We start from the raw sequence: 21090 nt of genomic DNA, 5'->3' as shown, positions 1-21090 counted from the left end.
GGAAGCGGGTGCAACAGATTCCGGCGTTACACCTGTCTACCCGGCAGTTTCGCTCGGAATCAATGCCTTTAGATCATCCAACGTATTCGCATCTTCAATCTTTTTATCCTGCCGCCATCTTAAAATTCGCGGAAAGCGGGTGGCGACCCCGCTCTTGTGCCGTTTTGAAAGGGCGATGCCTTCAAAGGCGATTTCAAAAACATGATGTGGCGTAACCGAACGTACGGGGCCGAAACGTTCCAAGGTATTTTTTTTGATCCACGCATCTACCTTTCGGAACTCGGCATCGGTCAGCCCCGAATAGGCTTTGGCAAAGGTGACCAGCTCTTTTTCCCCTGCGTCGTTTTCGTTCCAAAGGGCGAAGGTATAATCGGTAAACAAGTTGCTACGGCGCCCGTGGCCGCGCATGGCGTAAGTGAGCACGGCGTCGATGGTCAGCGGGTCGACTTTCCATTTCCACCAGTCGCCTTTTTTACGGCCGACCAAATAGGGAGAATCTCTACGTTTTAGCATCAGCCCCTCGCTCCGCATTTCACGGGCACGTTGGCGTTCTTCGGCTACGTCGTCCCATGAAGTAAAGTGAATGGTAGCGGAGAGATGCAGCGGGATTGGCACGCTGTCCGCCTGAAGCGGACTTTGGCTTACCTTTTTGTATAATTGTTCCAAGTGTTTTCTTCGTTCGATAAAGGGAAGTTCGCGAATGTCTTTGCCCTCCCATTCCAATATATCGTATGCCTTTAGGATAACGGGAACCTTTTCCAGCAAGGCCTTCGAAACTGTTTTGCGACCGATGCGTGTTTGCAGGTCGTTAAAAGTACCGATTTGACCCTTGGGATACGGCAATATTTCCCCGTCTATGACCGTACCATTCGGAACCACCCCAACAAAGGCATTGAACTCGGGATATTTATCGGTCACCAATTCCTCCCCGCGGCTCCACACGAAAATGGCATCATCCCGTAAAATAACCTGGGAGCGAATGCCATCCCATTTGTGTTCTGCCGACCACTCCGCTACGTCGCCCAAGTCGGCCACTTCGCCCTCTATCGCGTAGGCCAGATAAAAGGGATAGGGTTTGGAAAGGTAATCACTGGCATTTTCCTCCAAGATGAGTTCCTGAAACGAAATGGTATTCGGATCCCAATTACCCATAAGCTTATAGGCCAGAATATCCTCATCTATTTCCGTGGCTTTCGATAGGGCCCTAGTCATTAGTTTTTGGCTCACCCCGATACGGAAGCCACCCGTAATCAATTTCGTGAATACAAAGCGTTCGTAATAATCGAGGGTTTTCCAATTGTCATAGAGGTAGGATTTTTTGTCCTCGTCCGACTTCTTCTTCAGCGCGATCATCTCCTCTAAGAACTGGGTCAGGTTTTTTTCGGTGGATGTTTTCGTAGACGGAATGACCAAGGCTATGGTTTCGGCCAGATCGCCTACGATATGATAGCTCTCCTCGAAAAGCCACAAGGGGATATTGGCCAGATCGGATGCCCATTCCCTTAAGAGGGTGGTGTTCACCGGCCGTGGCGGTCTGCGATGCGAAAGAATGGCGATGGTCCATACCTTGTCGGCATCATTGGCCACGCTAAAGTAGTCGGCCAAGGCCTGTACCTTTACATTGGTTTTATTGGTGCTGTCTAGGGTTTTGATAAGGGAAGCGAAATTTTTCATGTACTTGTTATTGTGAGCAAAGCGTGGCATTCTTATACGGCGTTGTTCAAAAGTAAAAGTTTGCCACGTCGCCTCACTAATTTGTTTAATTCACCATGCTATCCGGCTACTCGCAAAGGCGTCATTGCGAGCTTGCTTGCCAAAAACAGGCTCGGGCGAAGCAATCGGTTCATTCAATAGCTACAGGTTCTTCCTTGGTGGCATTCAGCTCTCCCAGTTCCCCTTCGTACTGGGTTTCCTCGGTTCGGGCGTCATAGCCTTGTTCCCGTAGGTAGCGCGAAAAGATTTCGGTATATCCATGGGTACAGATGATTTTTTCGGCCCCGGTGGCCTCGATGCTTTCCAAGAGCCCTTGCCAATCGCAATGATCGCTGAGCACGAAACCCTTATCTATGGCCCGGCGTCTTCTAGCGCCCCGGAAGGTCATCCATCCGCTGGCGGAAGCGGTCACATAAGGCACCATTTTACGGATCCAAGTACTGCCATGGGCGCTGGGCGGGGCCAAGACGATATTGCCGAGCAATTCATCTTTCTTGGTTTCCCTGGTAATCAAGGTCGTGTCCGGAAAATCGACCAAAGGCCGTAGCACTCGGGTCATGTTTTCAATGGCACCGTGGGTATAGATTTTTCCGATTTCGGGGTTCAGGTATTTCAAAAGCCGTTGTGCTTTTCCGAGGCTGTACCCAAAGAGTATCGATGTTTTGCCCTCGGCCCGGTTTGCCGCCCACCATTGGTTGATGTCGTGCAGTACTTCCTTTTGGGGAGTCCATTTAAAGGCGGGTAGGCCAAAGGTACACTCCGTAATGAACGTATCGCATTGCACGAGCTCGTAAGGTGTCGAAATACCGTCGTTTTCGGTTTTGTAATCGCCGGTAAAGACCCAGATCTCCCCCTTGTGTTCTACACGGATTTGCGACGAACCGATGATATGGCCGGCGGGATGCAAAGAAAATTTTACGTTGTTCACGACAAAGGTCTCGCCCCATTCTTTGCCAACGACATTGATGTCTCCCAAGCGGTGCGAAATAATGGGTACGTTGCGGTGATGGGTAATGTAGTGCTTGTGCCCATAGCGGCTATGGTCGGCATGACCATGGGAGATAATGGCATGGTTCACCGGTTGCCACGGGTCGAGATAGACCTTGGCGGCACTGCAGTAAATGCCCTTGTTCGTGAATTCTAAAAGCGGTTTTTTCATAGCTATGGAAAGTTACGGAATATATTCTTGAGCGGCTTTTAAAACGAGTCGCCGAAAATGCACTTTCGCAGTACCAATGCCCGCGTTAGTGATTGCAGTGGAAAACCCGCAGCCGCAAATAGCGGTGAGGATTTGGAGCGGAAAGCACGGCCTGGTCGCCAATCTTAAATAGGCGGCCAGGAAACGCCAAAATAAATAAAAGGATACGCAATTATGACTCCCAAAAAAATTATATTTGTCCTCATAAAAAATTAAGAAGTATGGGTTTTTCAGATTTGTATACGAGTGGTGAACACCGCAGAAATTTGGCGCATTTCGCGTCGATAGCGACCTTGGCCGCCATTGATGGGGAAGTGAGTTCAGAAGAAAAACATATGCTGGACCGTTTTGCCAAGAAGCTGGATATTACACCGTCGGAATATGAAGAGGTGATGAAGAAGGAAAATAAATATCCGATCGTGCCTCCGCACGATTCCGAAAAGCGGTTAGAGCGGTTGTACGACCTGTTCCGGATTATTTTCGCGGACCATTTGATCGACGATGAGGAGATGGTATTGTTAAAGAAATACGCTATCGGCCTAGGGTATTCCGGGGAAAAAGCGGACGAGATCATCGAGAAGTCCGTTGCGATTTTCAGTGGCCGGATCGATTTTGAGGATTATCAGTATCTGCTTAAAAATTGATTCGGTAGCGCTTAAATGATGTGAAAAAGGGGCTTTGAGCCTCTTTTTTTAGGACTGCCGAGTTCTTTTGACACTAAAAGGTTTTTGTCCAACTTCCAGCATCCAGCATCCAGCATCCAGCATCCAGCATCCAGCATCCAGCATCCAGCATCCAGCATCCAGCATCCTACATCCAGCATCCAACTTCAAGCTTCCAACTTCAAGCTTCCAACTTCCAACTTCACGCTTCACGCTTCCAACTCTGTCAATGGTACTTATCCAAAAATTCCTGAAGTTTTTCGACCATTTTTCGGCTTCCACAGAAAAAGGGTACCCGTTGGTGTAGTTCCGTTGGCTGAATGTCCATGATCCGATTTCGACCTCCTCTGGCCAAGCCATTTGCCTGTTCCGCTAGAAAGGCCATGGGGTTGCATTCGTAGAGTAAACGTAGTTTGCCACTTTCGGTAACGGAGCTTTTAGGGTACATATAAATACCGCCTTTGATCATATTTCGATGAAAATCGGAGACCAAAGAGCCGATATACCGAGAGGTGTAGGGCCGGTCCCCTTCTTCTTGCTGGCAGTATTTGATATAATCCTTGACCCCTTGATGAAAATGCACGTAGTTTCCTTCGTTTACCGAATAAATTTTACCGGTTTCGGGAAATTGCATATTCGGGTGGGACAGGTAAAACGTACCCAAGGCGGGATTTAGGGTAAAGCCGTTCACGCCATCACCCGTCGTATAGACCAGCATTGTTGAGGTGCCGTATACCACATACCCGGCGGCTACTTGTTTGTTTCCGGGTTGTAGAAAATCTTCCAAGGTCACCGGGGTACCGACCGGAGTAATCCGCCGATAAATTGAAAAAATAGTCCCGACCGATACGTTCACATCAACATTTGAAGATCCGTCTAAAGGATCGATAAGCACCACATATTTATTTTGGTGTTTTTTATCGTTGCTATTGATGGTAATAAAACTATCCTCTTCTTCGGAAGCGATACCACAAACGATTTCCCGATTTCGTAAGGTCTGAATGAATTTATCGTTTGCGAAAACATCCAATTTCTGTTGGTCTTCCCCTTGTACGTTGGTATCGCCGGCCGCACCGAGAATGTCGACCAAACCGGCCTTGTTCACTTGATGGTTCACCACTTTTGCCGCCAAGCGGATGGCGTTGATCAATTTTGAAAGTTCTCCTGAAGAATACTGAAAGGAAGATTGGTTGTCGATAATAAACTCTCCGAGGGTCTGATTTTTTTGGGTCATCTTAAGGTTCGTGTTGTTCTGATTACAAATATCCAATAATTTGTGACACTATATGGTTTTCGTTGAAGATTCATTTTTTAAATTTATAACTTTGTGTTTTATTTGTAACAATTATGAAGTACACAATTCGACCTGCAGCGGCAGATGACATGCCGGAGCTTTTGGATCTGATTCAAGAACTGGCATCTTTTGAGAAGGAAGCACATGCTGTGGAAGTAACCGTTGCCGATTTAACGGCGGCCGGTTTCGGTGATGAAAAACTGTTTCATTGCTTTGTGGCCGAAGCGGGGAACAGTGTCGTGGGAGCCGCTTTGGTGTACCCAAGGTATTCTACTTGGAAAGGACCTGTTCTGCATCTGGAAGATTTGATCGTTACCGAAAAATTACGCGGGAGCGGAATAGGGAATGCCTTATTGACCGAGGTCGTAAAATACGGTCATGGTCTTGGGGTAAAGCGTATTAGCTGGGAAGTGCTGGATTGGAACGAGCCTGCGATTGCCTTTTATGAGAAGAAAGGGGCAAATGTCATGAGGGATTGGGATGTGGTGCAATTGAACGAGGAAGGAATGAAAACGTTTTTGGAAAACGTATGATCGATTACGACAACAAAAAGTTCTACCCCATCGAAAGTAGCGAGAATGCGGAAGTCGACAAGGATACGATTTTTCATTACAGACAGGAAGCCAATGTATTGACCTCGGAATATTCCGGCGGTGATATCATAAAAGGTCACCTGATCGGGCTGGTCGATGAAAATGGGCATATTGAAATGCGGTACCATCAGGTCAACACCAAAGGAGCATTACGTACAGGCATTTGCCATAGTATGCCTGAAGTGAGTGCGGACGGAAAAATCAGATTACATGAAAATTGGGAATGGACGTCGGGTGACCGGTCGAAAGGCACATCCGTTCTAAAGGAATTATAACAAAGGTTATTTATGCGAATATTCAAATTCGGGGGAGCCTCGGTAAAAGACGCCGCGGGCGTTAAAAATGTAGTGAAGGTATTGCAGGAAACGGGGCACGGAAATACGCTCTTGGTCGTATCGGCCATGGGTAAGATTACCAATGCCATGGAAGCGATCGTCAATGCCTATTTTGCCGATAAGAACAAGTTGTCCGACAGCATTCAAGAAGTGGTAGACTATCATGATACCATTTTAAAAGGCCTGTTCGAGAATCCGAACCATGCCATTTTCTCCGCGACCAAGGTGTTGATAGATGAGGTAAAAGGCTTTTTAGCCTGGAACAAATCGCCCAAGTATAATTTTGTGTACGACCAAGTCGTCGGCTATGGGGAATTGTTATCGACCACTATCATCAGTGCGTATTTGCAGGAAGTCGGTATCGAAAACAACTGGGTAGACGTTCGCAATTTTATAAAAACGGATAATAGTTATCGGGATGTCACCGTCAACTGGGAAAAGACCCAGGAAAGGGTTGCGGCAGGCATCGACCGGAAAAAGCTGAATGTCACTCAGGGCTTTTTGGGCAGTGACGATAACAATTTTACCACCACGCTCGGGCGCGAAGGGTCCGACTACACCGCCGCAATTTTGGCCTATTGCCTCAACGTCGATTCCGTAACCATATGGAAGGATGTTCCCGGCGTTTTAAATGCCGACCCCCGTTATTTTGAGGAAACACAGCTACTCCATAAAATATCGTACAGCGAAGCCATAGAACTTGCATTTTACGGCGCTTCGGTCATTCATCCCAAAACCTTGCAACCGCTGCAGGGCAAGGAGATTCCCTTGCACGTAAAATCGTTTGTCAACCCCAAGGAAGCGGGCACGACCGTAGGTAAGGGAATAGGCATCGAGCCCTATGTGCCGTGCTTTATCGTAAAAAAGAATCAGGTGTTGCTCAAACTCTCTTCATTAGACTTTTCGTTTATCGTAGAGGATAGCATTAGTGAACTTTTTAAATTGTTTCATGACCATAAAATGAAGGTAGACCTCATACAGAACTCCGCCATCAGTTTTTCGGTCTGTTTGGACAACCGTTTCGGTCGTTTACAAGATTTGCTGGGATTGCTTAAAAGTAGGTTTAAGGTAGAGTGCCATGAGAGTGTTTCGTTGTATACCATTCGGCACTTTACCGGAGAGGCCATCGCCTCGCTACAAAATGGGCACCAAGTACTTATGGAACAGCGGGCGAACGAGACCTTGCAGTTGGTGGTCAAGTAAGGGTTTTTTCAGCGGTCTTAAATGTTAAAACAAGGGAGCGAAATTTTGATTTCGCTATATTTACGGCTACCTAAAACGAAAACACCATATGGGTTTAGTGACCGCAAAGGAAGTTGCCAAAGCTACCAAACTAGATAAATATGGGGTTTTCGGCACTTTCCTAGCCTGGACGGTACTTAAGGTCACTCGAATTTCCAATATGAACCGCAGGTACGATAAAATCAGTCACCTGAAGGACACCGATTTTTTGGACGCCGTCTTGGAGCAGTACGAGATCGATTATGAAATTCCGGAAGAGGATTTAAAAAGACTCCCAAAAGATGGTGCGTTCGTTACGGTCAGTAACCATCCGTTGGGCGGCATAGACGGCATTATTCTGTTGAAATTGATGTTGAAACATCGTGTCGATTACAAGGTAATGGCCAACTTTTTACTGCAACGCTTTGAGCCTATCGCCGACCATATTTTTCCCGTCAATCCCTTTGAAAATAGAAAGGACGCCAAAAGTAGCCTTACAGGTTTCAAAAATGCCATGCTGCATTTACAGGAGGGCCATCCCTTGGGAATTTTCCCGGCAGGGGAGGTTTCTACGCGCAAAGAGGGTAAAATGATCGTCGATAAGGAGTGGGAAGAAACCGCCATGAAATTGATCCGAAAGGCCAAAGTGCCCGTGGTACCGATTTATTTTCACGCCCGCAATAGCAAACTTTTTTATCGTTTGGCCAAAATCGCCGATGTTTTCAGAACCGCAAAATTACCTTCCGAAATCTACACCCAACACAAGCGGCCGATCAAGGTGCGTATCGGACAACCGATTTCGGTAAAAACCCAGGAAGAACATACCTCTCTAGAGGAGTTTAGCGAGCTGCTGCGCAAGAAAACTTACATACTTTCGAACGCCTATGCCAAGGAACGTTTGATCGATCAGCTACCGACCACCTTAAAATTACCCAAGCAACCCAGAAAGATCGTTACTGCCGTACGTACCGAGCTGATCGAAGGTGAAATCTCAAAGTTGATCAAAAAAGAACGGCGCATGCTCGAGAGTAAGAATTATTCGGTGTTTTTGGCGCCGGCCAATGAAATGCCCTCAATTCTGAAAGAGATAGGAAGACAGCGCGAGATTACCTTTCGTGAAATAGGTGAGGGAACGAACAATTCTACCGATATCGATAAATTCGATGCCTACTACCACCATATGTTTTTATGGGATAATGCGGCCAAAGTAATCGCCGGAGCGTATCGAATGGGTCTAGGCTCGGAAATTTTCGCTAAGTATGGCATCGATGGGTTTTATTTGCAAGACCTTTTCCGTTTTGAACCGGAACTCTTTGGGATGATGAAGCAGTCCATTGAGATGGGTCGGGCGTATATCATCAAGGAGTACCAACAAAAGCCCATGCCGCTCTTTTTATTGTGGAAGGGAATCGTTCATACCACCTTACGACATCCTGAGCATAAATACCTTATCGGGGGAGTGAGCATCAGCAACCAATTTTCAAATTTTTCGAAGTCACTGATGATCGAGTTTATGAAAAGCCATTATTGGGACCCCTACGTGGCCCAATACGTTCATCCGAAAAAAGAATTCAAGGTGAAATTGAAGGATGCCGATAAGGAATTCGTATTCGATGAAACTCAGGCCGATTTGAACAAGTTCGACCGGATGATCGATGAGGTCGAGCCAGGAAGTCTTCGTTTGCCCGTGCTCATCAAAAAGTACATCAAACAGAACGCCAAGGTAGTCGCATTTAACGTAGACCCCTTATTCAATAATTCGGTGGATGGACTGATGTATATTAAAATCGCCGATCTTCCCGAAAGCACTGTTAAACCCGTAATGGAGGAATTTCAAGCGGAGCTGGAACGCAAATTTGCCGAAAACGGGTACCATGGTGATCGTTAATCGAGTTCCTTAGCGATAAAGCTTTTGCAAAAATCCCTGATTTCATTTCGAGCCTTCAGAAAGGCCGCGTGTTTCTCCACCTCTGTCCCGACAACCTTCGAGGGGTCGAAGAAATTACGGTGCATGCGTTTGGCACGGGGCGCGGCAATAAACGGACAGTTTTCTTTCGCATGGTCGCAAACGGTAATGATATAGTCCCATGGGATACCATCATATTCATCGACATGGTTGCTGGTGTGACCGTTAATATCGATGCCATCTTCGGCCATGATAGCGACCGCCCCGGGGTTGAGTCCGTGTGTTTCGATTCCAGCGCTATAGATTTTGGCCTTTTCTTGCTGTAGGGTGCGTAAATACCCATGTGCCATTTGGCTTCTACAGGAATTGCCTGTACAGAGTACTAATATGTTTTTCATTTTTGGTTCAAGGTTCAAGGTTCAAGGTTCAAGGTTCAAGTATTTAGTAAACAGTCGCTGTTGGCAGTTTTACAAATTAGTACGATTCCACAATTGTCATTCCGAGCTTAGCGAAGTAATCCGTTTATCGCCGCTCTACCGCAGTCAATCGACCCCGATGGTTTTACTTCGTCTTTCGAAAAGGAGGTTGTCCTTCCATATGCCATCCAGTTTGCCGACCCGTTCGCGCTTTCCGATATAGCGAAAGCCCATTTTTTCGTGCAATTGAACGCTGCCCTTATTTTCTGGAAAGATTCCGGATTGGAGCGTCCAGATGCCGACGGACTCACTGTCGTGTATCAAGGTCTTCATCAGTAATTTTCCAACGCCTTTTCCGCGACTTTTCTCCCCAATATAAACACTTACTTCGGCAACGCCCCCATACACACATCTGTTCGAGACGGGGGATAGGGCCGCCCAGCCAAGAATATTCCCATTTTCGGAGGCTACGATCCTACAGGATTGCATATGGGCGGCGTCCCAAGATTCATACGAAGGAACGTCCGTTTCAAATGTAGCGAAACCTGTGGCGATGCCTTCTGCATAAATACGGGAAACCGATTCCCAATCATCGGAATGCATCGGCCGAACTACGAGTTGGTACGTTGTTTTCATATTAACAGCAAATTACTTTTGTACGGCAATTGTTCCAAAAAGCTTGTGGTTTTTTGAGCATCAGCACAAAATGAAGCAGTGCCAAAAGCAATGCCCCTGGAATGACATTTGCACTTATGAATGTAAAAAATTCATACCCGGGTGAGGGAGCAAAAGTGCTCACGAACTGTACAGCCGAATCCGATACGCGCAGCTTAAAAGCAAGAACGAGGGCAATAGCGGAGAAATGAAAAGCATTCGAGAAAAGATGAATGAGGTATTCCCATCTAGGGAGTCCGCCCATAAAGCTCCTACTTTCCTGTTCGGAATAGGCATCGATTGCCAATACGATCAAATCGATAACCACCAAAGAAACACCTAGTAAGAAGCTGGCCCAGCTGGTCTCATTTAAAAAGAGACACCAAACGATCAAGGGGAACAGTATCGCCCTTATCGTATGTGTTTTGTGCTCGAAAGCGCTTTCCGGCCTACGGAAGAGCTCGTATTTCCAGATATGGAGAAAAAAACCGTCGTAGGTTGCCAAAATCATGAACAACACTAAGCAAAATGTGGCCAAATAGAAGAGTATTTCCATCACAATTTATTTTTAGAAACCTGATTCGAAAGTTTAACAACAGCCGCTACCGGGCGCACAGCTCGTATTATCCGATAAGTTGTTCACTTCTGCTGGCACCCCACAGGTTTCCCTAGCCTTACAGTCGGTTTGCTCAACACCGAGCTTGAGCATTAGCGTATCGTCCTGTAGCATCACATCGTTGACAAAAAGTTGGGCGGTATGAAAATGCCGGTTACTGTACTCGAATTTTACTTCTACCGCCCGTTCCATGGGTTTGATCTGGTCTACTTTGTTCAGAATGCCCAAGGCTTTGGAAGCTGTCATATAATCTAAGGTGTCTTTTTCATCCGGACTCTCCCATAGTTGAATGATTGTTTCTTTCCAGAAATCGACTCCGGCCCCGCAATCGACCGAATCGATGGTGATATTCTTTACCTCGGTGATGTGGTAATTGGGTGCCACATAGTTGCCGGGCGTGTACTCGAAAAGTAATTTCTTGTTCGGGTGTTCATTTAATAGCGATAGCAATTCGTCTGTTTTCATCTGTTTTGTTTTAGCAACAATTAAACTTGGTCTTGTTAAAAAAGGAATTTAGGAGTTCCTGTATTTCTTTCCATTTATCCAGGTTGATGCAGTAGCAAATGCTTTTACCATCAATTTCCCCATGGATCAAGTCAATACTTTTGAGCTCTCTCAGATGTTGGGATATGGTGGGCTGGGCAAGTCCAATTTCGTCGACGATGTCATTACAGATGCAAGCCTTCTGGTTGCTTATGTACTGGAGTATGGCAATACGCGCGGGGTTCGACAGCACTTTAAAAATAGTGGCGAGCTCGTTTTGCCTTGTATTGAAAATCTCGGTTTTGGTGATGCCCATTTCATATTTATATATTGCAATATTACGATGATAAATTTAATTAAAAAAGCCAAATCGGATAAATTTGGCTTTGAGTAGGATACAAGCCTTCTAGAACCAAGGTTTTCTTCCGACTTGGTAGGTGTTGTAAAACTCGGCATCCGATTTGGTGAGGTAAATAATTCCCTCGATCAATCCGATCAGGCCCATTACCGATGCTCCTATGCCACAGGTAATCGCTCCTAACGCAACCGTACATACCAACATGATGATGCCTTCTTTTTGATATCCCAAGATAAATTTGTGGATTCCCAAAGAACCTAACACGATAGCCAAGATTCCCGCGATCAATTTTTTGTTTTCCCCACCAAGCTCATCCATAGCTTCTTTAGCCCCTTCGGTGAACTCGTTTGCGGCTTTTTTTGCTTCGTCGGCAAACTCGTTTGCAGCCTCCTTGGCTTCGCCGGCAAATTCGTTGGCCTTATCCTTGGCCTTATCGAAAGAATCCTCGGCCTTATCCCCAAAATCTTTATTGTCTTCGGACATACTCGTTGTTTTTAGTGGTTAAATCCACTAAATGTACTGAATATTACGACATCATAAAAATGCGGAGTCAACGGGCTCCCACAGTTCTAGTTTATTCCCGTCGGGATCGAGTATCCAGCCAAACTTTCCGTATTCGAATTCTTCGATTTCCCCTACGACGGTAACCCCTTCCTTTTTCAATGCTTCCAGTAAGGCGACGAGGTTTTCAACTCGAAAATTCATCATGAAGGTCGACTTACTTGGTTGAAAATAGGTAGTATCGGACTTCATCGGGCTCCACTGGGTCGAACAATCGTTTCCCTCTTTGTCCTTCCACCAAAAAGTGCAACCGTATTGATCGGTATCGAGTCCCAAACGGTCTTTGTACCACTTCTTTATGCCGTCTGGGTCGTCCGTTTTAAAGAAAAATCCGCCTAGTCCTGTTACTCGTTTCATAATTGTAATGATTGCATTCCCTAATCTTGGCGCCGTCCTCAGACGTGCTCAAGGTTTCGGTTCTGGTGAGAATTTAGTTTTTTGTGCGAATTGCACATTAGTTCATATTACCGCTTTATATTTTTTTCATACAGGTCGATCCACTCGCTCACGGTCATCTTGGTGCACAATTCTTTGATCAATTCGTAGGGAATATCCTCCATATATTTAAACCGAATGCAACTTTTACCCATGTCCAATTTGCGTTTGCAGTGTTTGGGATATTCCTCTACAAACCAGTCGTATAGGTTTTGATCGGCATAGATACCCGAATGGTAGAGGGCTACAAAGTTCTTTTGGGAGGCTAAATTGATAAAAGGCAATGGTAATTTGGGATCGCAATGATAGCCGTCTGGATAAAGAGAGTGCGGGACCACATAACCCAGCATCCCGTAGCTGAGCTGCTCTTCAAAGCCTTGTGGGATGGCATTCAAAATAGTCTGTCTGATTTTCGAGATTACCGCCTGTCTTTCCTCTGGAAGCTGGCGAATGTAGTCTTCGGGCGAATTGGCTTTGTACTGCATGTCAATTTTCTTTTCGTTGAAGTATCATGGCAGAGATCAATGAAATTATAAAACCTATGACAAAAACGGTCATCGACATGACAAAAAAATGCAGTAACGGATTCATGAAGAACGCTTTTTCGGATTCCAGTTCCGATTTTCGGATTTCAAATTCATCGGCCGGGAGGTCGATTTGTAGCTGCTCCAATTGTCCGGTGTAATAATCCGTCATAAAATCGGGATTGACGAACTTTACGTAGATGAGGTCTAATATCCCGAAGGCCAATGCGGCCATCAAACTGATGAGCATACCGATCAAGAGTGCTTTCCCGAATGACACCACACCTTTGTTCTCCTTGTCCCGAAAGTGTTTTATGCCAAAGTAGACAAAGAGCAGCGACACCACCATCGAGGAGTACCCGATAACCTCGCCCCATTTATCATCTACGACACCGATAAGGTACCATATTAAAAAAGATAGCGCGGTGATGGTCAACACGCCGTAACTCCCAAAACGTAGAATCGTACTTTTCATTTTTCCGATGGAATTGATTTGGACAAATGTAAACTCGCTCCCTAAAATGGCACTCATACTAAAGTACCAAATTGATGATGAACTTGGCGTTAAGCCCAATTTAGAACAATGGAGACCATCAGATAATCTGCATTTCCTTGGCTTTTCGAATGGCTTGGGTTCTTCGTTTGGCGTCGAGTTTGATGAAGAGGTTGGAAACGTGGGTTTTGATCGTACTCTCCGACAAAAACATTTTAGCCCCTATTTCCTTATTCGACAGGCCCAGTGCGATTTCTTGAAGCACCTCATATTCCCTTTCGGTCAGACCGGGAGCAGCCCCGCCGTTTTTCTCCACTTTGCTATCCAGGGGAGGTCTCTTGGAAACACTACTTTTGCTGAGATAGCTACCGATGAGAAAGAAGACCACGGCAATGACGGCGATACCGAATTCAACCGAAATATCGCCGGAAACATAGGCATATTGACTTAGCTGGAAAAGACAAAGCAGTGCTACGATCAATGCCGAGAAGATAAAAACCGTCCGTTTCACTGTAGCAATTTAACAAAATTCTTTCTTGATTTTATCGACTACCGTTTGTGCCAGCTTGATTTTGCTTTCTACAGTCCAACCCGCTACATGCGGACTCAATAGGACATTTTCCGATTTGATGAGATATTCAAAGGCTTCGGGCAATTTACCATCCGAGAACATGTGCTCAAAAGACGTTTTCTCATATTCGAGCACATCGAGACAGGCCCCTAGAACTTTTCCCGATTTTAGCCCGGCAACCAAATCTTCGGTAACTACGCATTTGCCGCGGGCAGTATTCAATAGCCATATCGGATTATGGAACTTTTCGATGAAAGCGGTATCGACCATACCGATCGTAGCGGGTGTTTGGGGTACATGCAGGCTGAGCACTTCGGTGTGTTGGTGAAACTCCATAATACCCACCTGGCGTGCATTATCGTCTTCGACACCACCTTCGATATCGTAACAAATGACTTCGTCAACATCGAAACCTTGTAGTTTTTTGGCAAATGCCTTGCCCATATTGCCATAACCAATAATCCCAACGGTCTTGCCTTCGAGCTCTACCCCGCGATTGCCTTCTCGATCCCATGTTCCCGAACGCACCTCCCTATCGGCCTTGTTCAGATTGTTGAAAAGCGATAGGAGCATGCCCAAAGCATGTTCCCCTACGGCATTGCGATTGCCCTCGGGGGCCGCAGCTAGAAAAATATCGTTCGCCTTGGCATAGTCGGTATCAATATTTTCCAGGCCTGCACCTAGGCGACCGATAAATTTAAGGTTGGTCGCTTTTTGTAAAAACTCGGCATCCAAAGCAAAACGGCTGCGGATGATCAAACCATCATAAGCGGCTATTCTTTGTTCGATTTCCTGTTTGGAGGAGGTATAGTCCTCATCGTTTTCGAAACCCAGTTCCGAGAACTGTTCGATAATAAGTGGGTGATTGCTATCTAAGTGCAGTACCTTCATTGTTCTTTCCATTTCTGTTCTAGCCATTCCCCAGCCTCTTTTAGGAGCTCAATATACGCACATGCTTCATAATGCGAAAGGCCGTCAGCAGCTTTAAAGATGACTTCGGAACCTTTTTCTTTGGTTTGGTTCACCCATTTTTCGGTTCTCGCAATATCGAAAAGCTCATCTTGCTGTCCGTGGATTACGTATACAGGGATATCAATTTTTTTGGTAAGGGCATAAGCGCTCGCCATGGGAATGGCCGCGGAAAACATACCGGGATATTTTTCGGCAAAATACCAGCTGCCATTGCCCCCGTTGCTATAGCCGACCACCGCTATCTTATTCGAATCGACGTTCCAGTACTTTTTGGCGTTCGTAACGACAGACAATACTTTATCTTCATTATTGGCTGAAGACCATAATTGGTTTTCTCCTTCCGGGGATACGATGATCGGATTCAGGAACTCCAAGCCGGGCACGACCAGACAATCATTGAATTCTCGAAAAGTATCACCGCCTCCGGCCCAATGCAGGGCAATAATCAAGGAGTTCGCCTCTTTGGTATGTTCAGGATAGTTAACCCGCATTTTCCATTTTTTACCAAAGTCGTTGGCCACGGTCACGTTTCTTGTGCCTTCTTTCATACCGATTTTGGCAAAGGATTTTTCCGCTTTGCCCATTCTTTCCTGTGCATAGGCATTCGAACACAATAAGATCGCGCTGATCAAGAAACCGTACGATAGCCATACCTTCATATCTTGGGATAATGGTGTTGCGTCATTTCATGGTCAACGGTACCGGTATGTGCTGTGCTTAGTTTTTCGAAAAGCAACAAATGCACCTCTTCGCCATTTTTGGTCGAAGGGCGATGCTCAACGCCTTTGGGTACGACGATGATCTCGCCTTCTTTTACTGTTTCGGTTCTGTCGCGAAACTTCATGTACAAAGTTCCCTTTAGAACTTGAAAAAGCTCGTCTTCATTTTCGTGCGCATGCCACACGAATTCGCCCTGTATCTTGGCCAATAGTACCTGCATGTCATCGACCACCGCGATTTGATGTGGATGCCACTGTTTGTCGAAGGCGGCATGTTTTTCTTTTAGATTGATGGGTTTCATGGTGTTGCCCGGATTGTGTCCTAGAAAGGACGGTTTCTTGATTTTTTACTCGATAATCGAGATTTGAGCCTGACTGCCTGACGCCAGTCAGGCTCGCGAGGTCGTTAACGGCTGGCTTAGGTATGTCGTGAACATTTTCTAAGTTGAATCGAATTGTCAACTTTAAGGAGCATTTGTGAGTAGCTATTTGCCGCTAACTTCTAACAATAGAAAAAGTCTTTTAAATATACTGAAAAATACCACGGTTATCGTTCTTTGCGGACAACCTGAATCTGGTGAATGGCCGCGTTAGGGATTGCAGCAGGCTACCCCGTAGCGCGGAAAGCCCGGTGCCCGTATGGGCAAACGCCCGAAACAATTTTAAATACCCAGTATCATCTTGGCTATCATAAAGTAGATCAGGATACCGAAAATATCGTTGCTAGTGGTGATGAATGGCCCTGTTGCGATGGCGGGATCGATGCCTCTTTTGTGTAGGAACAGCGGGGTGAAGGTCCCGATAAACCCGGCGACCACGATTACTGCGATAAGGGATACGGATATGGCCAAGGCGGTCATAAAATTCCCTTTCCAGATCCAGGTAAACAGCAGCAGCAGACAGGCCAAAATAATACCATTTAAAAGCGCGAGCAACATTTCCTTGATCAGCCGATTTCCGATACTGCCCTTGATGTCGTCATTGGCAAGGCCCTGTACGATGATGGCGCTCGATTGCACGCCTACGTTACCGGCCATTGCGGCTATAAGTGGGGTAAAAAGGAAAAGCACCGTATATTGGCGGAACATTTCCTCAAAACCGCCCATGATGACGGCCGCCCCGGCACCACCGAACAGCCCTAGAATAAGCCATGGTAATCGGGCACGGGTCAAATCCCAAATACTATCGTCGGCCTCTACGTCTTGAGAGATACCCGCCGCCATTTGATAATCTTTATCCGCTTCTTCCTTAATAACATCTACGATATCGTCAATAGTGATTCGCCCGACCAAACGACCGATTTCATCCACTACGGGAATGGCCTCCAAGTCATATTTGCTCATGATTTTGGCGACCTCCTCGGGTTTTTCGTTTACGTTGACCGAATCGACTTTCGGAATATATACTTGTGCGATATGGGTTTTGGTGGAGGTGGTCAATAAATCCTTTAAGGACAGCCGACCTTTTAGATGGTCTTCGTCATCGACCACGTAAATAGAATGCACCCGGGTCACGTTTTCGGCCTGTGCCCGCATTTCCTTTACACAAGTAAGTACGTCCCAGCCTTCCCTAACCTTTACAAGCTCTTTGGCCATTAGACCGCCCGCCGAGTTTTCATCGTAGCGCAGCAGGTCGACTATATCTTTGGCGTGCTCCTTATCCTCGATTTCGGAGATGACCTCTTGCACGATTTCCTGGGGAAGTTCCCCGACAATATCGGCGGCATCATCGGTATCGAGCTCTTCCAATTCCCCAGCGATTTCCTTCGCCGAGAGGTTGCTAAGAATGCCTTCCCGAACATCTTCGTCAAGCTCTGTAAGCACATCGGAAGTCTTGTCGCTGTCGAGCAACTTGATGAGATAGGTCGCCTCTTCCTCATTCAGCTCGTTGATGATTTCGGCAACATCGGCATAATGTATTTCACCCATCAAGCCCACCAGCTCGGAATCTCGACGTAGTTCGACGAGTTCGTTGATTTGCACAATAAGCTCTTCTGTAAGTTTAAAGGGTGTCATGCCAATACCGGGGTGATTTTATGAATGGCGCAAAGCTAAGAAAAAACGGGCAAGAGTTAAGTATTTCGGGGCTTTTGCCGAAAAAATCACTTCATATCCGATTGTATTCTTGACGTAAGGGCTATAAAATCGGCTACGGAAAGTTGTTCGGGGCGCAAATCGAATATTTCATCCGTACTGAGGTTGTCGGAGAGCTCAAAGTTTTTCAGGCTATTGCGGAGGGTCTTGCGCCGATGGTTGAAGGCACTTTTAACCACTCTGAACAACAGTTTTTCGTCGCATTCCAAATCGAAGTTGTCTTTCCTGGTAAGCCGCAAAACGCCGGACTGTACTTTGGGCGGTGGATCGAAAACCTCGGGATGTACGGTAAAGAGGTATTCCGCTTCGTAGAAGGCCTGTGCCAATACCGATAAAATACCGTAAGTCTTACTTCCCGGTCCGGAGCAGATACGTTTGGCGACTTCTTTTTGGAACATGCCCGAAAATTCCGGAACCTGATCCCGTAGTTCCAGCATCTTGAACACGATCTGTGTGGATATGTTGTAGGGAAAGTTGCCGGTAATGCCGAATTGTTGATCACCAAAAAGTGTGCTCAGGTCGTAGTTCAGGAAATCGGCTTCCAGCACCTTAAAAGAACCTTCCCTTTGCAATACTTTTGGATGTTCCAGCGGAAAGCTGTGGTTGAGGTAGATAATGGAATCGGAATCAAGATCCATCGCCACCAAATCTATTGGCTGCATGAGTAAATATTTCGTCAATACCCCCGTGCCGGGTCCGATTTCGATGACATTCCGATAGCCTTTTAAGCGAAGTGTTTCGGCAATCTGTTTGGCAATTCCTTCATCCTTTAAAAAATGCTGACCTAGGTATTTCTTGGCCTTTACGGGGCTTTTGTCCTCCCACGGTTTTTTGTCCTTCCATTTTTGGGAGGTTTTTGCTTTCTTCTTTTTGCCCATATGTTATTCGTGCTCGCTTATTACTTCCAATTCCGTTCGAAACGATACGAATTGGTTTGGAAATCGTCGCATCGCGTCTTCTCGCAAGCGCGCCGCATCCTCTGCGTAGTATTTCTCCAGTGTGGTCTTATCTCTTGCGGTAAATTGAACGGAGTAGGTGGTTCCACCCATATCCTCTTCGACCAAGACCTTACACATTTTTGCTTTTAGGAACTTTCCCGAAGCCAGGACATCGGGAATATGAGTTTCCCTCATCCATTGGAGCCATTCGTCATGAACGGCGTTTTCGATATTTGTGGTTACGTTATAGATGTACATTAACAGTATGTTTTTTTCATTCCCGTGAACTTGTCCGCCAGCAGGCATGGTCGGGAATCTCAATCATTTTTCAAGTTCATCGCTTCGTGGCGCAGATTCCAAAATAGTTTACTACGCCGTCAAACAGTCTTTGCGAGACCCTTTTTGGTCGAAACCGTCTGTTCATCGCAGCTCGGGCCTATTTATATGCTTCTCTTTTGATTCAACAAATCACTTTGGCCTGTCTCCTGGCCAACCCGCGCCCTGGTCGAAAGGAGTTGTCTTAGTTTAGCGCATCGCCCCGCAGCATTCTGAAATTCTTCCGCGCCTGTGGAAAAAAATAACTGTCCTGATAGTTATAGATGATTTTTTCATAGTGCGCTTTTGCCTTTTCGGGCTGATCCAGGATGTTTTGATAAAGTTCGCCCAGGGCAAAGTGGGCATCATCTGCTAGGATACCTGTGGGATAAAATTCGATGATTTTCAGGTAATTGAATTCCGCCGCTCCGTAGTCCTTTAGGAATACCAACAGTTCCGCTTGTTTTAAGAGCGCATCGTCCTCAATTTTTTCGCCTTTGTGGTTTTCAAGAATGCCGTTGAGTTCTGAAACGGCTTCCTTTGTCTTTTTCTGATAGCTGAGCAAATCGGCGCGGGCATATTTCTTCAGTGCTGTTTGGGTAGAATCCTCCAAGGAATTATCCGATATCAATAAACTCAATTGCATGGCGTCGTTTGCGATTAGCTGCGAAGTAGAGCCTCTCAACACCTTTAATTGGGTCAAGGCCCAATCGAAATCACCCTTATAAAAACTGGTCTGCGCGACTTTATAGCGGGCATTTTGTCCTAAAATATCGTTTTTGAGGGATTTTTGAATCTGCGAAAAATAGATGAGTGCTTCATTGAACTTTTGATTGAAGACCAGAATATCGCCCAAGGCCGATTTTATATAGGCCTCTCCCCGTTGGTTCAAAGGCAGCTTTAGACTTTTCTTCAATATGGTGATGGCAGGCTCGGGACTGTCTTTTCGAAACGTCAAGAAGTTGGCGTAGGCCACTTGTAATTGCAGGGTCAGGCTCTCATAGCCATGATAGGTCATTAGTGCCTCGAACTGTTCTTGAATTTCATTCAATGATTTTTCATCGGCATCGACCAGTTGAATGTCTATTATGTTCAATTGAGCATCGAGCTTGGTGATTTCGTCGTTTGTTTTTTCGATGATGTATTCAAAGACTTCTTGGGCTACCTCGTATTCCTTTTCAGCTAAAATCAGTGCACCGAGATTCACCATACGCTGTAGCGAAGTTTCATCCAAACGCTTGTAAATCGCCTTTTCCTGACGAAAGGCACTTCCGAACTGTTTTTGCTGTACAAAAAGCCAACTGAGCAACTCATTGTAGAGCACATCTGGATTCTTCTGGGCGTTCTCCAACAGTATCCTTTTGAAGGAAAGGTTGTTTTCGTTTTCCGGATCTGCGGTGATAAAAGCTTCGATTTTACGTAAAACATTTGACTTGGACGTACGCCCGCCGGTCACCAGATTCAGGTAGGAATCGTACATTTTATCGATATCCCCTTTCTCCCCGTAAATGGCGGCCATTTGAAAATTGAAATCCAATTGCGGATTCAGTTCCATGGCGGTGGCATAGGCGTTAAGGGCGTGGTCTAATAAGGCGTATTTCTGGAAGCGTTCGCCAATGGCGTAGCCGTAATTCGGATTTTCCCGTACCTGCTCTTGCGCCTTTGTATAGTATTCTTCGCTATTCGGGCCATTACCCATGAGCGTGGCATTATAGCCGAGCTCTACGTAGATAGGGGGGTAGGGTCGGCGATTGCCCAATGTTTTCAACAATTGTTCTTCGGCATCGGTATACCGTTCCAATTGCTGATAACAGGCGACCAACGCCTCAACATAATCGATACGGGCATTGTTCTTTTGTACTAACTTTTCATAGTATACCGATGCTTTTTCATAATCTCCATCATTGAAGTACTGTTTGGCCAAATTGTCTTCTTGGGCAAAAGTAGAAGTGAGTAGTACGAGGTACGAAATGAGAAGTAACAAAAATCGCATGACTCAAAGATACGGAGATTGTTAAAG

General features: G+C 46.0%; 25 protein-coding genes. 5 read left to right on the top strand and 20 right to left on the bottom strand.

Annotation, left to right across the window (positions count from 1 at the left end; genetic code table 11):
* Nucleotides 1-36: 36 nt before the first annotated feature.
* Both FGM00_RS15310 and FGM00_RS15305 read right to left on the bottom strand, forming a co-directional pair.
* Nucleotides 37-1674, bottom strand: a complete 1638-nt coding sequence (locus FGM00_RS15310; protein ID WP_138853748.1) for an ATP-dependent DNA ligase — start codon at nucleotides 1672-1674, stop codon at nucleotides 37-39.
* A 169-nt stretch (nucleotides 1675-1843) separates the two neighbouring features.
* The gene (locus FGM00_RS15305; protein ID WP_138853747.1) at nucleotides 1844-2872 is read right to left on the bottom strand and encodes a ligase-associated DNA damage response exonuclease; all 1029 of its coding nucleotides are present in this window, start codon (nucleotides 2870-2872) and stop codon (nucleotides 1844-1846) included.
* 260 nt (nucleotides 2873-3132) lie between these two features.
* Between FGM00_RS15305 and FGM00_RS15300 the strand changes: the two genes are divergently transcribed.
* Complete coding sequence (locus FGM00_RS15300; protein ID WP_138853746.1) at nucleotides 3133-3555, top strand: tellurite resistance TerB family protein; 423 nt, start codon at nucleotides 3133-3135, stop codon at nucleotides 3553-3555.
* Between the two features lie 244 nt (nucleotides 3556-3799).
* Here FGM00_RS15300 and fbp read toward each other — a convergent pair whose 3' ends face one another.
* Complete coding sequence (gene fbp / locus FGM00_RS15290; RefSeq protein WP_138853745.1) at nucleotides 3800-4807, bottom strand: class 1 fructose-bisphosphatase; 1008 nt, start codon at nucleotides 4805-4807, stop codon at nucleotides 3800-3802.
* Nucleotides 4808-4920: 113 nt separating this feature from the next.
* Here fbp and FGM00_RS15285 point away from each other — a divergent pair, with 113 nt between their 5' ends.
* The 4 genes from FGM00_RS15285 (at nucleotide 4921) to FGM00_RS15270 (ending at nucleotide 8904) form a co-directional block, all read left to right on the top strand.
* Nucleotides 4921-5400, top strand: a complete 480-nt coding sequence (locus tag FGM00_RS15285; protein WP_138853744.1) for a GNAT family N-acetyltransferase — start codon at nucleotides 4921-4923, stop codon at nucleotides 5398-5400.
* Entirely contained in the window at nucleotides 5397-5735 is a 339-nt protein-coding gene (locus FGM00_RS15280) for a n-acetylglutamate synthase (protein WP_138853743.1), read from the top strand. The genes FGM00_RS15285 and FGM00_RS15280 overlap by 4 nt, the downstream gene beginning before the upstream one ends.
* Nucleotides 5736-5747: 12 nt before the next feature.
* Nucleotides 5748-6998 (top strand): aspartate kinase, encoded by a 1251-nt coding sequence (locus tag FGM00_RS15275; RefSeq protein ID WP_138853742.1) that lies wholly within the window; start codon nucleotides 5748-5750, stop codon nucleotides 6996-6998.
* A gap of 88 nt (nucleotides 6999-7086) precedes the next feature.
* Nucleotides 7087-8904, top strand: coding sequence for a GNAT family N-acyltransferase (locus tag FGM00_RS15270; RefSeq protein ID WP_138853741.1), 1818 nt, complete (start codon nucleotides 7087-7089; stop codon nucleotides 8902-8904).
* Here the strand turns inward: FGM00_RS15270 and FGM00_RS15265 are convergent.
* The 17 genes from FGM00_RS15265 to FGM00_RS15185 form a co-directional block, all read right to left on the bottom strand.
* A complete protein-coding gene (locus tag FGM00_RS15265) occupies nucleotides 8901-9320 on the bottom strand; it encodes an arsenate reductase ArsC (protein WP_138853740.1) in 420 nt (139 codons plus the stop codon). The two genes, FGM00_RS15270 and FGM00_RS15265, sit on opposite strands and share 4 nt — an antisense overlap.
* 144 nt (nucleotides 9321-9464) lie before the next feature.
* Nucleotides 9465-9974 carry a GNAT family N-acetyltransferase gene (locus tag FGM00_RS15260; protein WP_236262812.1) on the bottom strand — a complete coding sequence of 170 codons (510 nt, stop codon included), beginning with the start codon at nucleotides 9972-9974 and terminating at the stop codon, nucleotides 9465-9467.
* Between the two features lies 1 nt (nucleotide 9975).
* Entirely contained in the window at nucleotides 9976-10548 is a 573-nt protein-coding gene (locus FGM00_RS15255) for a hypothetical protein (RefSeq protein ID WP_138853739.1), read from the bottom strand.
* A 33-nt stretch (nucleotides 10549-10581) separates the two neighbouring features.
* Complete coding sequence (locus tag FGM00_RS15250; protein ID WP_138853738.1) at nucleotides 10582-11073, bottom strand: DUF6428 family protein; 492 nt, start codon at nucleotides 11071-11073, stop codon at nucleotides 10582-10584.
* Nucleotides 11074-11083: 10 nt separating this feature from the next.
* A complete protein-coding gene (locus FGM00_RS15245) occupies nucleotides 11084-11407 on the bottom strand; it encodes an ArsR/SmtB family transcription factor (RefSeq protein WP_138853737.1) in 324 nt (107 codons plus the stop codon).
* A gap of 90 nt (nucleotides 11408-11497) precedes the next feature.
* Nucleotides 11498-11932 carry an NINE protein gene (locus FGM00_RS15240; protein WP_138853736.1) on the bottom strand — a complete coding sequence of 145 codons (435 nt, stop codon included), beginning with the start codon at nucleotides 11930-11932 and terminating at the stop codon, nucleotides 11498-11500.
* A 51-nt stretch (nucleotides 11933-11983) separates the two neighbouring features.
* Nucleotides 11984-12370 carry a VOC family protein gene (locus FGM00_RS15235; RefSeq protein ID WP_138853735.1) on the bottom strand — a complete coding sequence of 129 codons (387 nt, stop codon included), beginning with the start codon at nucleotides 12368-12370 and terminating at the stop codon, nucleotides 11984-11986.
* 104 nt (nucleotides 12371-12474) lie between these two features.
* Nucleotides 12475-12930 (bottom strand): DUF1801 domain-containing protein, encoded by a 456-nt coding sequence (locus FGM00_RS15230; RefSeq protein WP_138853734.1) that lies wholly within the window; start codon nucleotides 12928-12930, stop codon nucleotides 12475-12477.
* A gap of 1 nt (nucleotide 12931) precedes the next feature.
* Entirely contained in the window at nucleotides 12932-13501 is a 570-nt protein-coding gene (locus FGM00_RS15225; RefSeq protein ID WP_138853733.1) for a DUF4199 domain-containing protein, read from the bottom strand.
* A gap of 61 nt (nucleotides 13502-13562) precedes the next feature.
* On the bottom strand, nucleotides 13563-13973 hold the full coding sequence (locus FGM00_RS20100) for a response regulator transcription factor (RefSeq protein WP_138853732.1): 411 nt from the start codon (nucleotides 13971-13973) through the stop codon (nucleotides 13563-13565).
* A 9-nt stretch (nucleotides 13974-13982) separates the two neighbouring features.
* Nucleotides 13983-14924 (bottom strand): 2-hydroxyacid dehydrogenase, encoded by a 942-nt coding sequence (locus tag FGM00_RS15215; protein ID WP_138854726.1) that lies wholly within the window; start codon nucleotides 14922-14924, stop codon nucleotides 13983-13985.
* Nucleotides 14921-15664 (bottom strand): carboxylesterase family protein, encoded by a 744-nt coding sequence (locus FGM00_RS15210; protein ID WP_138853731.1) that lies wholly within the window; start codon nucleotides 15662-15664, stop codon nucleotides 14921-14923. The genes FGM00_RS15215 and FGM00_RS15210 overlap by 4 nt, the downstream gene beginning before the upstream one ends.
* Nucleotides 15661-16026 carry a cupin domain-containing protein gene (locus tag FGM00_RS15205; protein ID WP_138853730.1) on the bottom strand — a complete coding sequence of 122 codons (366 nt, stop codon included), beginning with the start codon at nucleotides 16024-16026 and terminating at the stop codon, nucleotides 15661-15663. The genes FGM00_RS15210 and FGM00_RS15205 overlap by 4 nt, the downstream gene beginning before the upstream one ends.
* Nucleotides 16027-16386: 360 nt before the next feature.
* Nucleotides 16387-17739 (bottom strand): magnesium transporter, encoded by a 1353-nt coding sequence (gene mgtE, locus FGM00_RS15200; RefSeq protein WP_138853729.1) that lies wholly within the window; start codon nucleotides 17737-17739, stop codon nucleotides 16387-16389.
* A gap of 86 nt (nucleotides 17740-17825) precedes the next feature.
* Complete coding sequence (rsmA, locus tag FGM00_RS15195; RefSeq protein WP_138853728.1) at nucleotides 17826-18695, bottom strand: 16S rRNA (adenine(1518)-N(6)/adenine(1519)-N(6))-dimethyltransferase RsmA; 870 nt, start codon at nucleotides 18693-18695, stop codon at nucleotides 17826-17828.
* A gap of 3 nt (nucleotides 18696-18698) precedes the next feature.
* Nucleotides 18699-19013: a DUF4286 family protein gene (locus FGM00_RS15190; protein WP_138853727.1), complete on the bottom strand. Its 315-nt coding sequence runs from the start codon at nucleotides 19011-19013 to the stop codon at nucleotides 18699-18701.
* Nucleotides 19014-19275: 262 nt separating this feature from the next.
* Nucleotides 19276-21063 (bottom strand): tetratricopeptide repeat protein, encoded by a 1788-nt coding sequence (locus FGM00_RS15185; RefSeq protein ID WP_138853726.1) that lies wholly within the window; start codon nucleotides 21061-21063, stop codon nucleotides 19276-19278.
* Nucleotides 21064-21090 lie beyond the last annotated feature (27 nt).

This window comes from Aggregatimonas sangjinii (genome assembly GCF_005943945.1).
Lineage (GTDB): Bacteria > Bacteroidota > Bacteroidia > Flavobacteriales > Flavobacteriaceae > Pelagihabitans > Pelagihabitans sangjinii.
Note: the sequence above shows the minus strand (reverse complement) of the source record. Positions and strands in the feature narration are given on the sequence as shown.

Coding starts and splice junctions, on each gene's coding strand:
- FGM00_RS15310 (WP_138853748.1), bottom strand. CDS start 1,674: ATGAAAAATTTCGCTTCCCTTATCAAAACCCTAGACAGCACCAATAAA.
- FGM00_RS15305 (WP_138853747.1), bottom strand. CDS start 2,872: ATGAAAAAACCGCTTTTAGAATTCACGAACAAGGGCATTTACTGCAGT.
- FGM00_RS15300 (WP_138853746.1), top strand. CDS start 3,133: ATGGGTTTTTCAGATTTGTATACGAGTGGTGAACACCGCAGAAATTTG.
- fbp (WP_138853745.1), bottom strand. CDS start 4,807: ATGACCCAAAAAAATCAGACCCTCGGAGAGTTTATTATCGACAACCAA.
- FGM00_RS15285 (WP_138853744.1), top strand. CDS start 4,921: ATGAAGTACACAATTCGACCTGCAGCGGCAGATGACATGCCGGAGCTT.
- FGM00_RS15280 (WP_138853743.1), top strand. CDS start 5,397: ATGATCGATTACGACAACAAAAAGTTCTACCCCATCGAAAGTAGCGAG.
- FGM00_RS15275 (WP_138853742.1), top strand. CDS start 5,748: ATGCGAATATTCAAATTCGGGGGAGCCTCGGTAAAAGACGCCGCGGGC.
- FGM00_RS15270 (WP_138853741.1), top strand. CDS start 7,087: ATGGGTTTAGTGACCGCAAAGGAAGTTGCCAAAGCTACCAAACTAGAT.
- FGM00_RS15265 (WP_138853740.1), bottom strand. CDS start 9,320: ATGAAAAACATATTAGTACTCTGTACAGGCAATTCCTGTAGAAGCCAA.
- FGM00_RS15260 (WP_236262812.1), bottom strand. CDS start 9,974: ATGAAAACAACGTACCAACTCGTAGTTCGGCCGATGCATTCCGATGAT.
- FGM00_RS15255 (WP_138853739.1), bottom strand. CDS start 10,548: ATGGAAATACTCTTCTATTTGGCCACATTTTGCTTAGTGTTGTTCATG.
- FGM00_RS15250 (WP_138853738.1), bottom strand. CDS start 11,073: ATGAAAACAGACGAATTGCTATCGCTATTAAATGAACACCCGAACAAG.
- FGM00_RS15245 (WP_138853737.1), bottom strand. CDS start 11,407: ATGGGCATCACCAAAACCGAGATTTTCAATACAAGGCAAAACGAGCTC.
- FGM00_RS15240 (WP_138853736.1), bottom strand. CDS start 11,932: ATGTCCGAAGACAATAAAGATTTTGGGGATAAGGCCGAGGATTCTTTC.
- FGM00_RS15230 (WP_138853734.1), bottom strand. CDS start 12,930: ATGCAGTACAAAGCCAATTCGCCCGAAGACTACATTCGCCAGCTTCCA.
- FGM00_RS15225 (WP_138853733.1), bottom strand. CDS start 13,501: ATGAGTGCCATTTTAGGGAGCGAGTTTACATTTGTCCAAATCAATTCC.
- FGM00_RS15215 (WP_138854726.1), bottom strand. CDS start 14,924: ATGAAGGTACTGCACTTAGATAGCAATCACCCACTTATTATCGAACAG.
- FGM00_RS15210 (WP_138853731.1), bottom strand. CDS start 15,664: ATGAAGGTATGGCTATCGTACGGTTTCTTGATCAGCGCGATCTTATTG.
- FGM00_RS15205 (WP_138853730.1), bottom strand. CDS start 16,026: ATGAAACCCATCAATCTAAAAGAAAAACATGCCGCCTTCGACAAACAG.
- mgtE (WP_138853729.1), bottom strand. CDS start 17,739: ATGACACCCTTTAAACTTACAGAAGAGCTTATTGTGCAAATCAACGAA.
- rsmA (WP_138853728.1), bottom strand. CDS start 18,695: ATGGGCAAAAAGAAGAAAGCAAAAACCTCCCAAAAATGGAAGGACAAA.
- FGM00_RS15190 (WP_138853727.1), bottom strand. CDS start 19,013: ATGTACATCTATAACGTAACCACAAATATCGAAAACGCCGTTCATGAC.
- FGM00_RS15185 (WP_138853726.1), bottom strand. CDS start 21,063: ATGCGATTTTTGTTACTTCTCATTTCGTACCTCGTACTACTCACTTCT.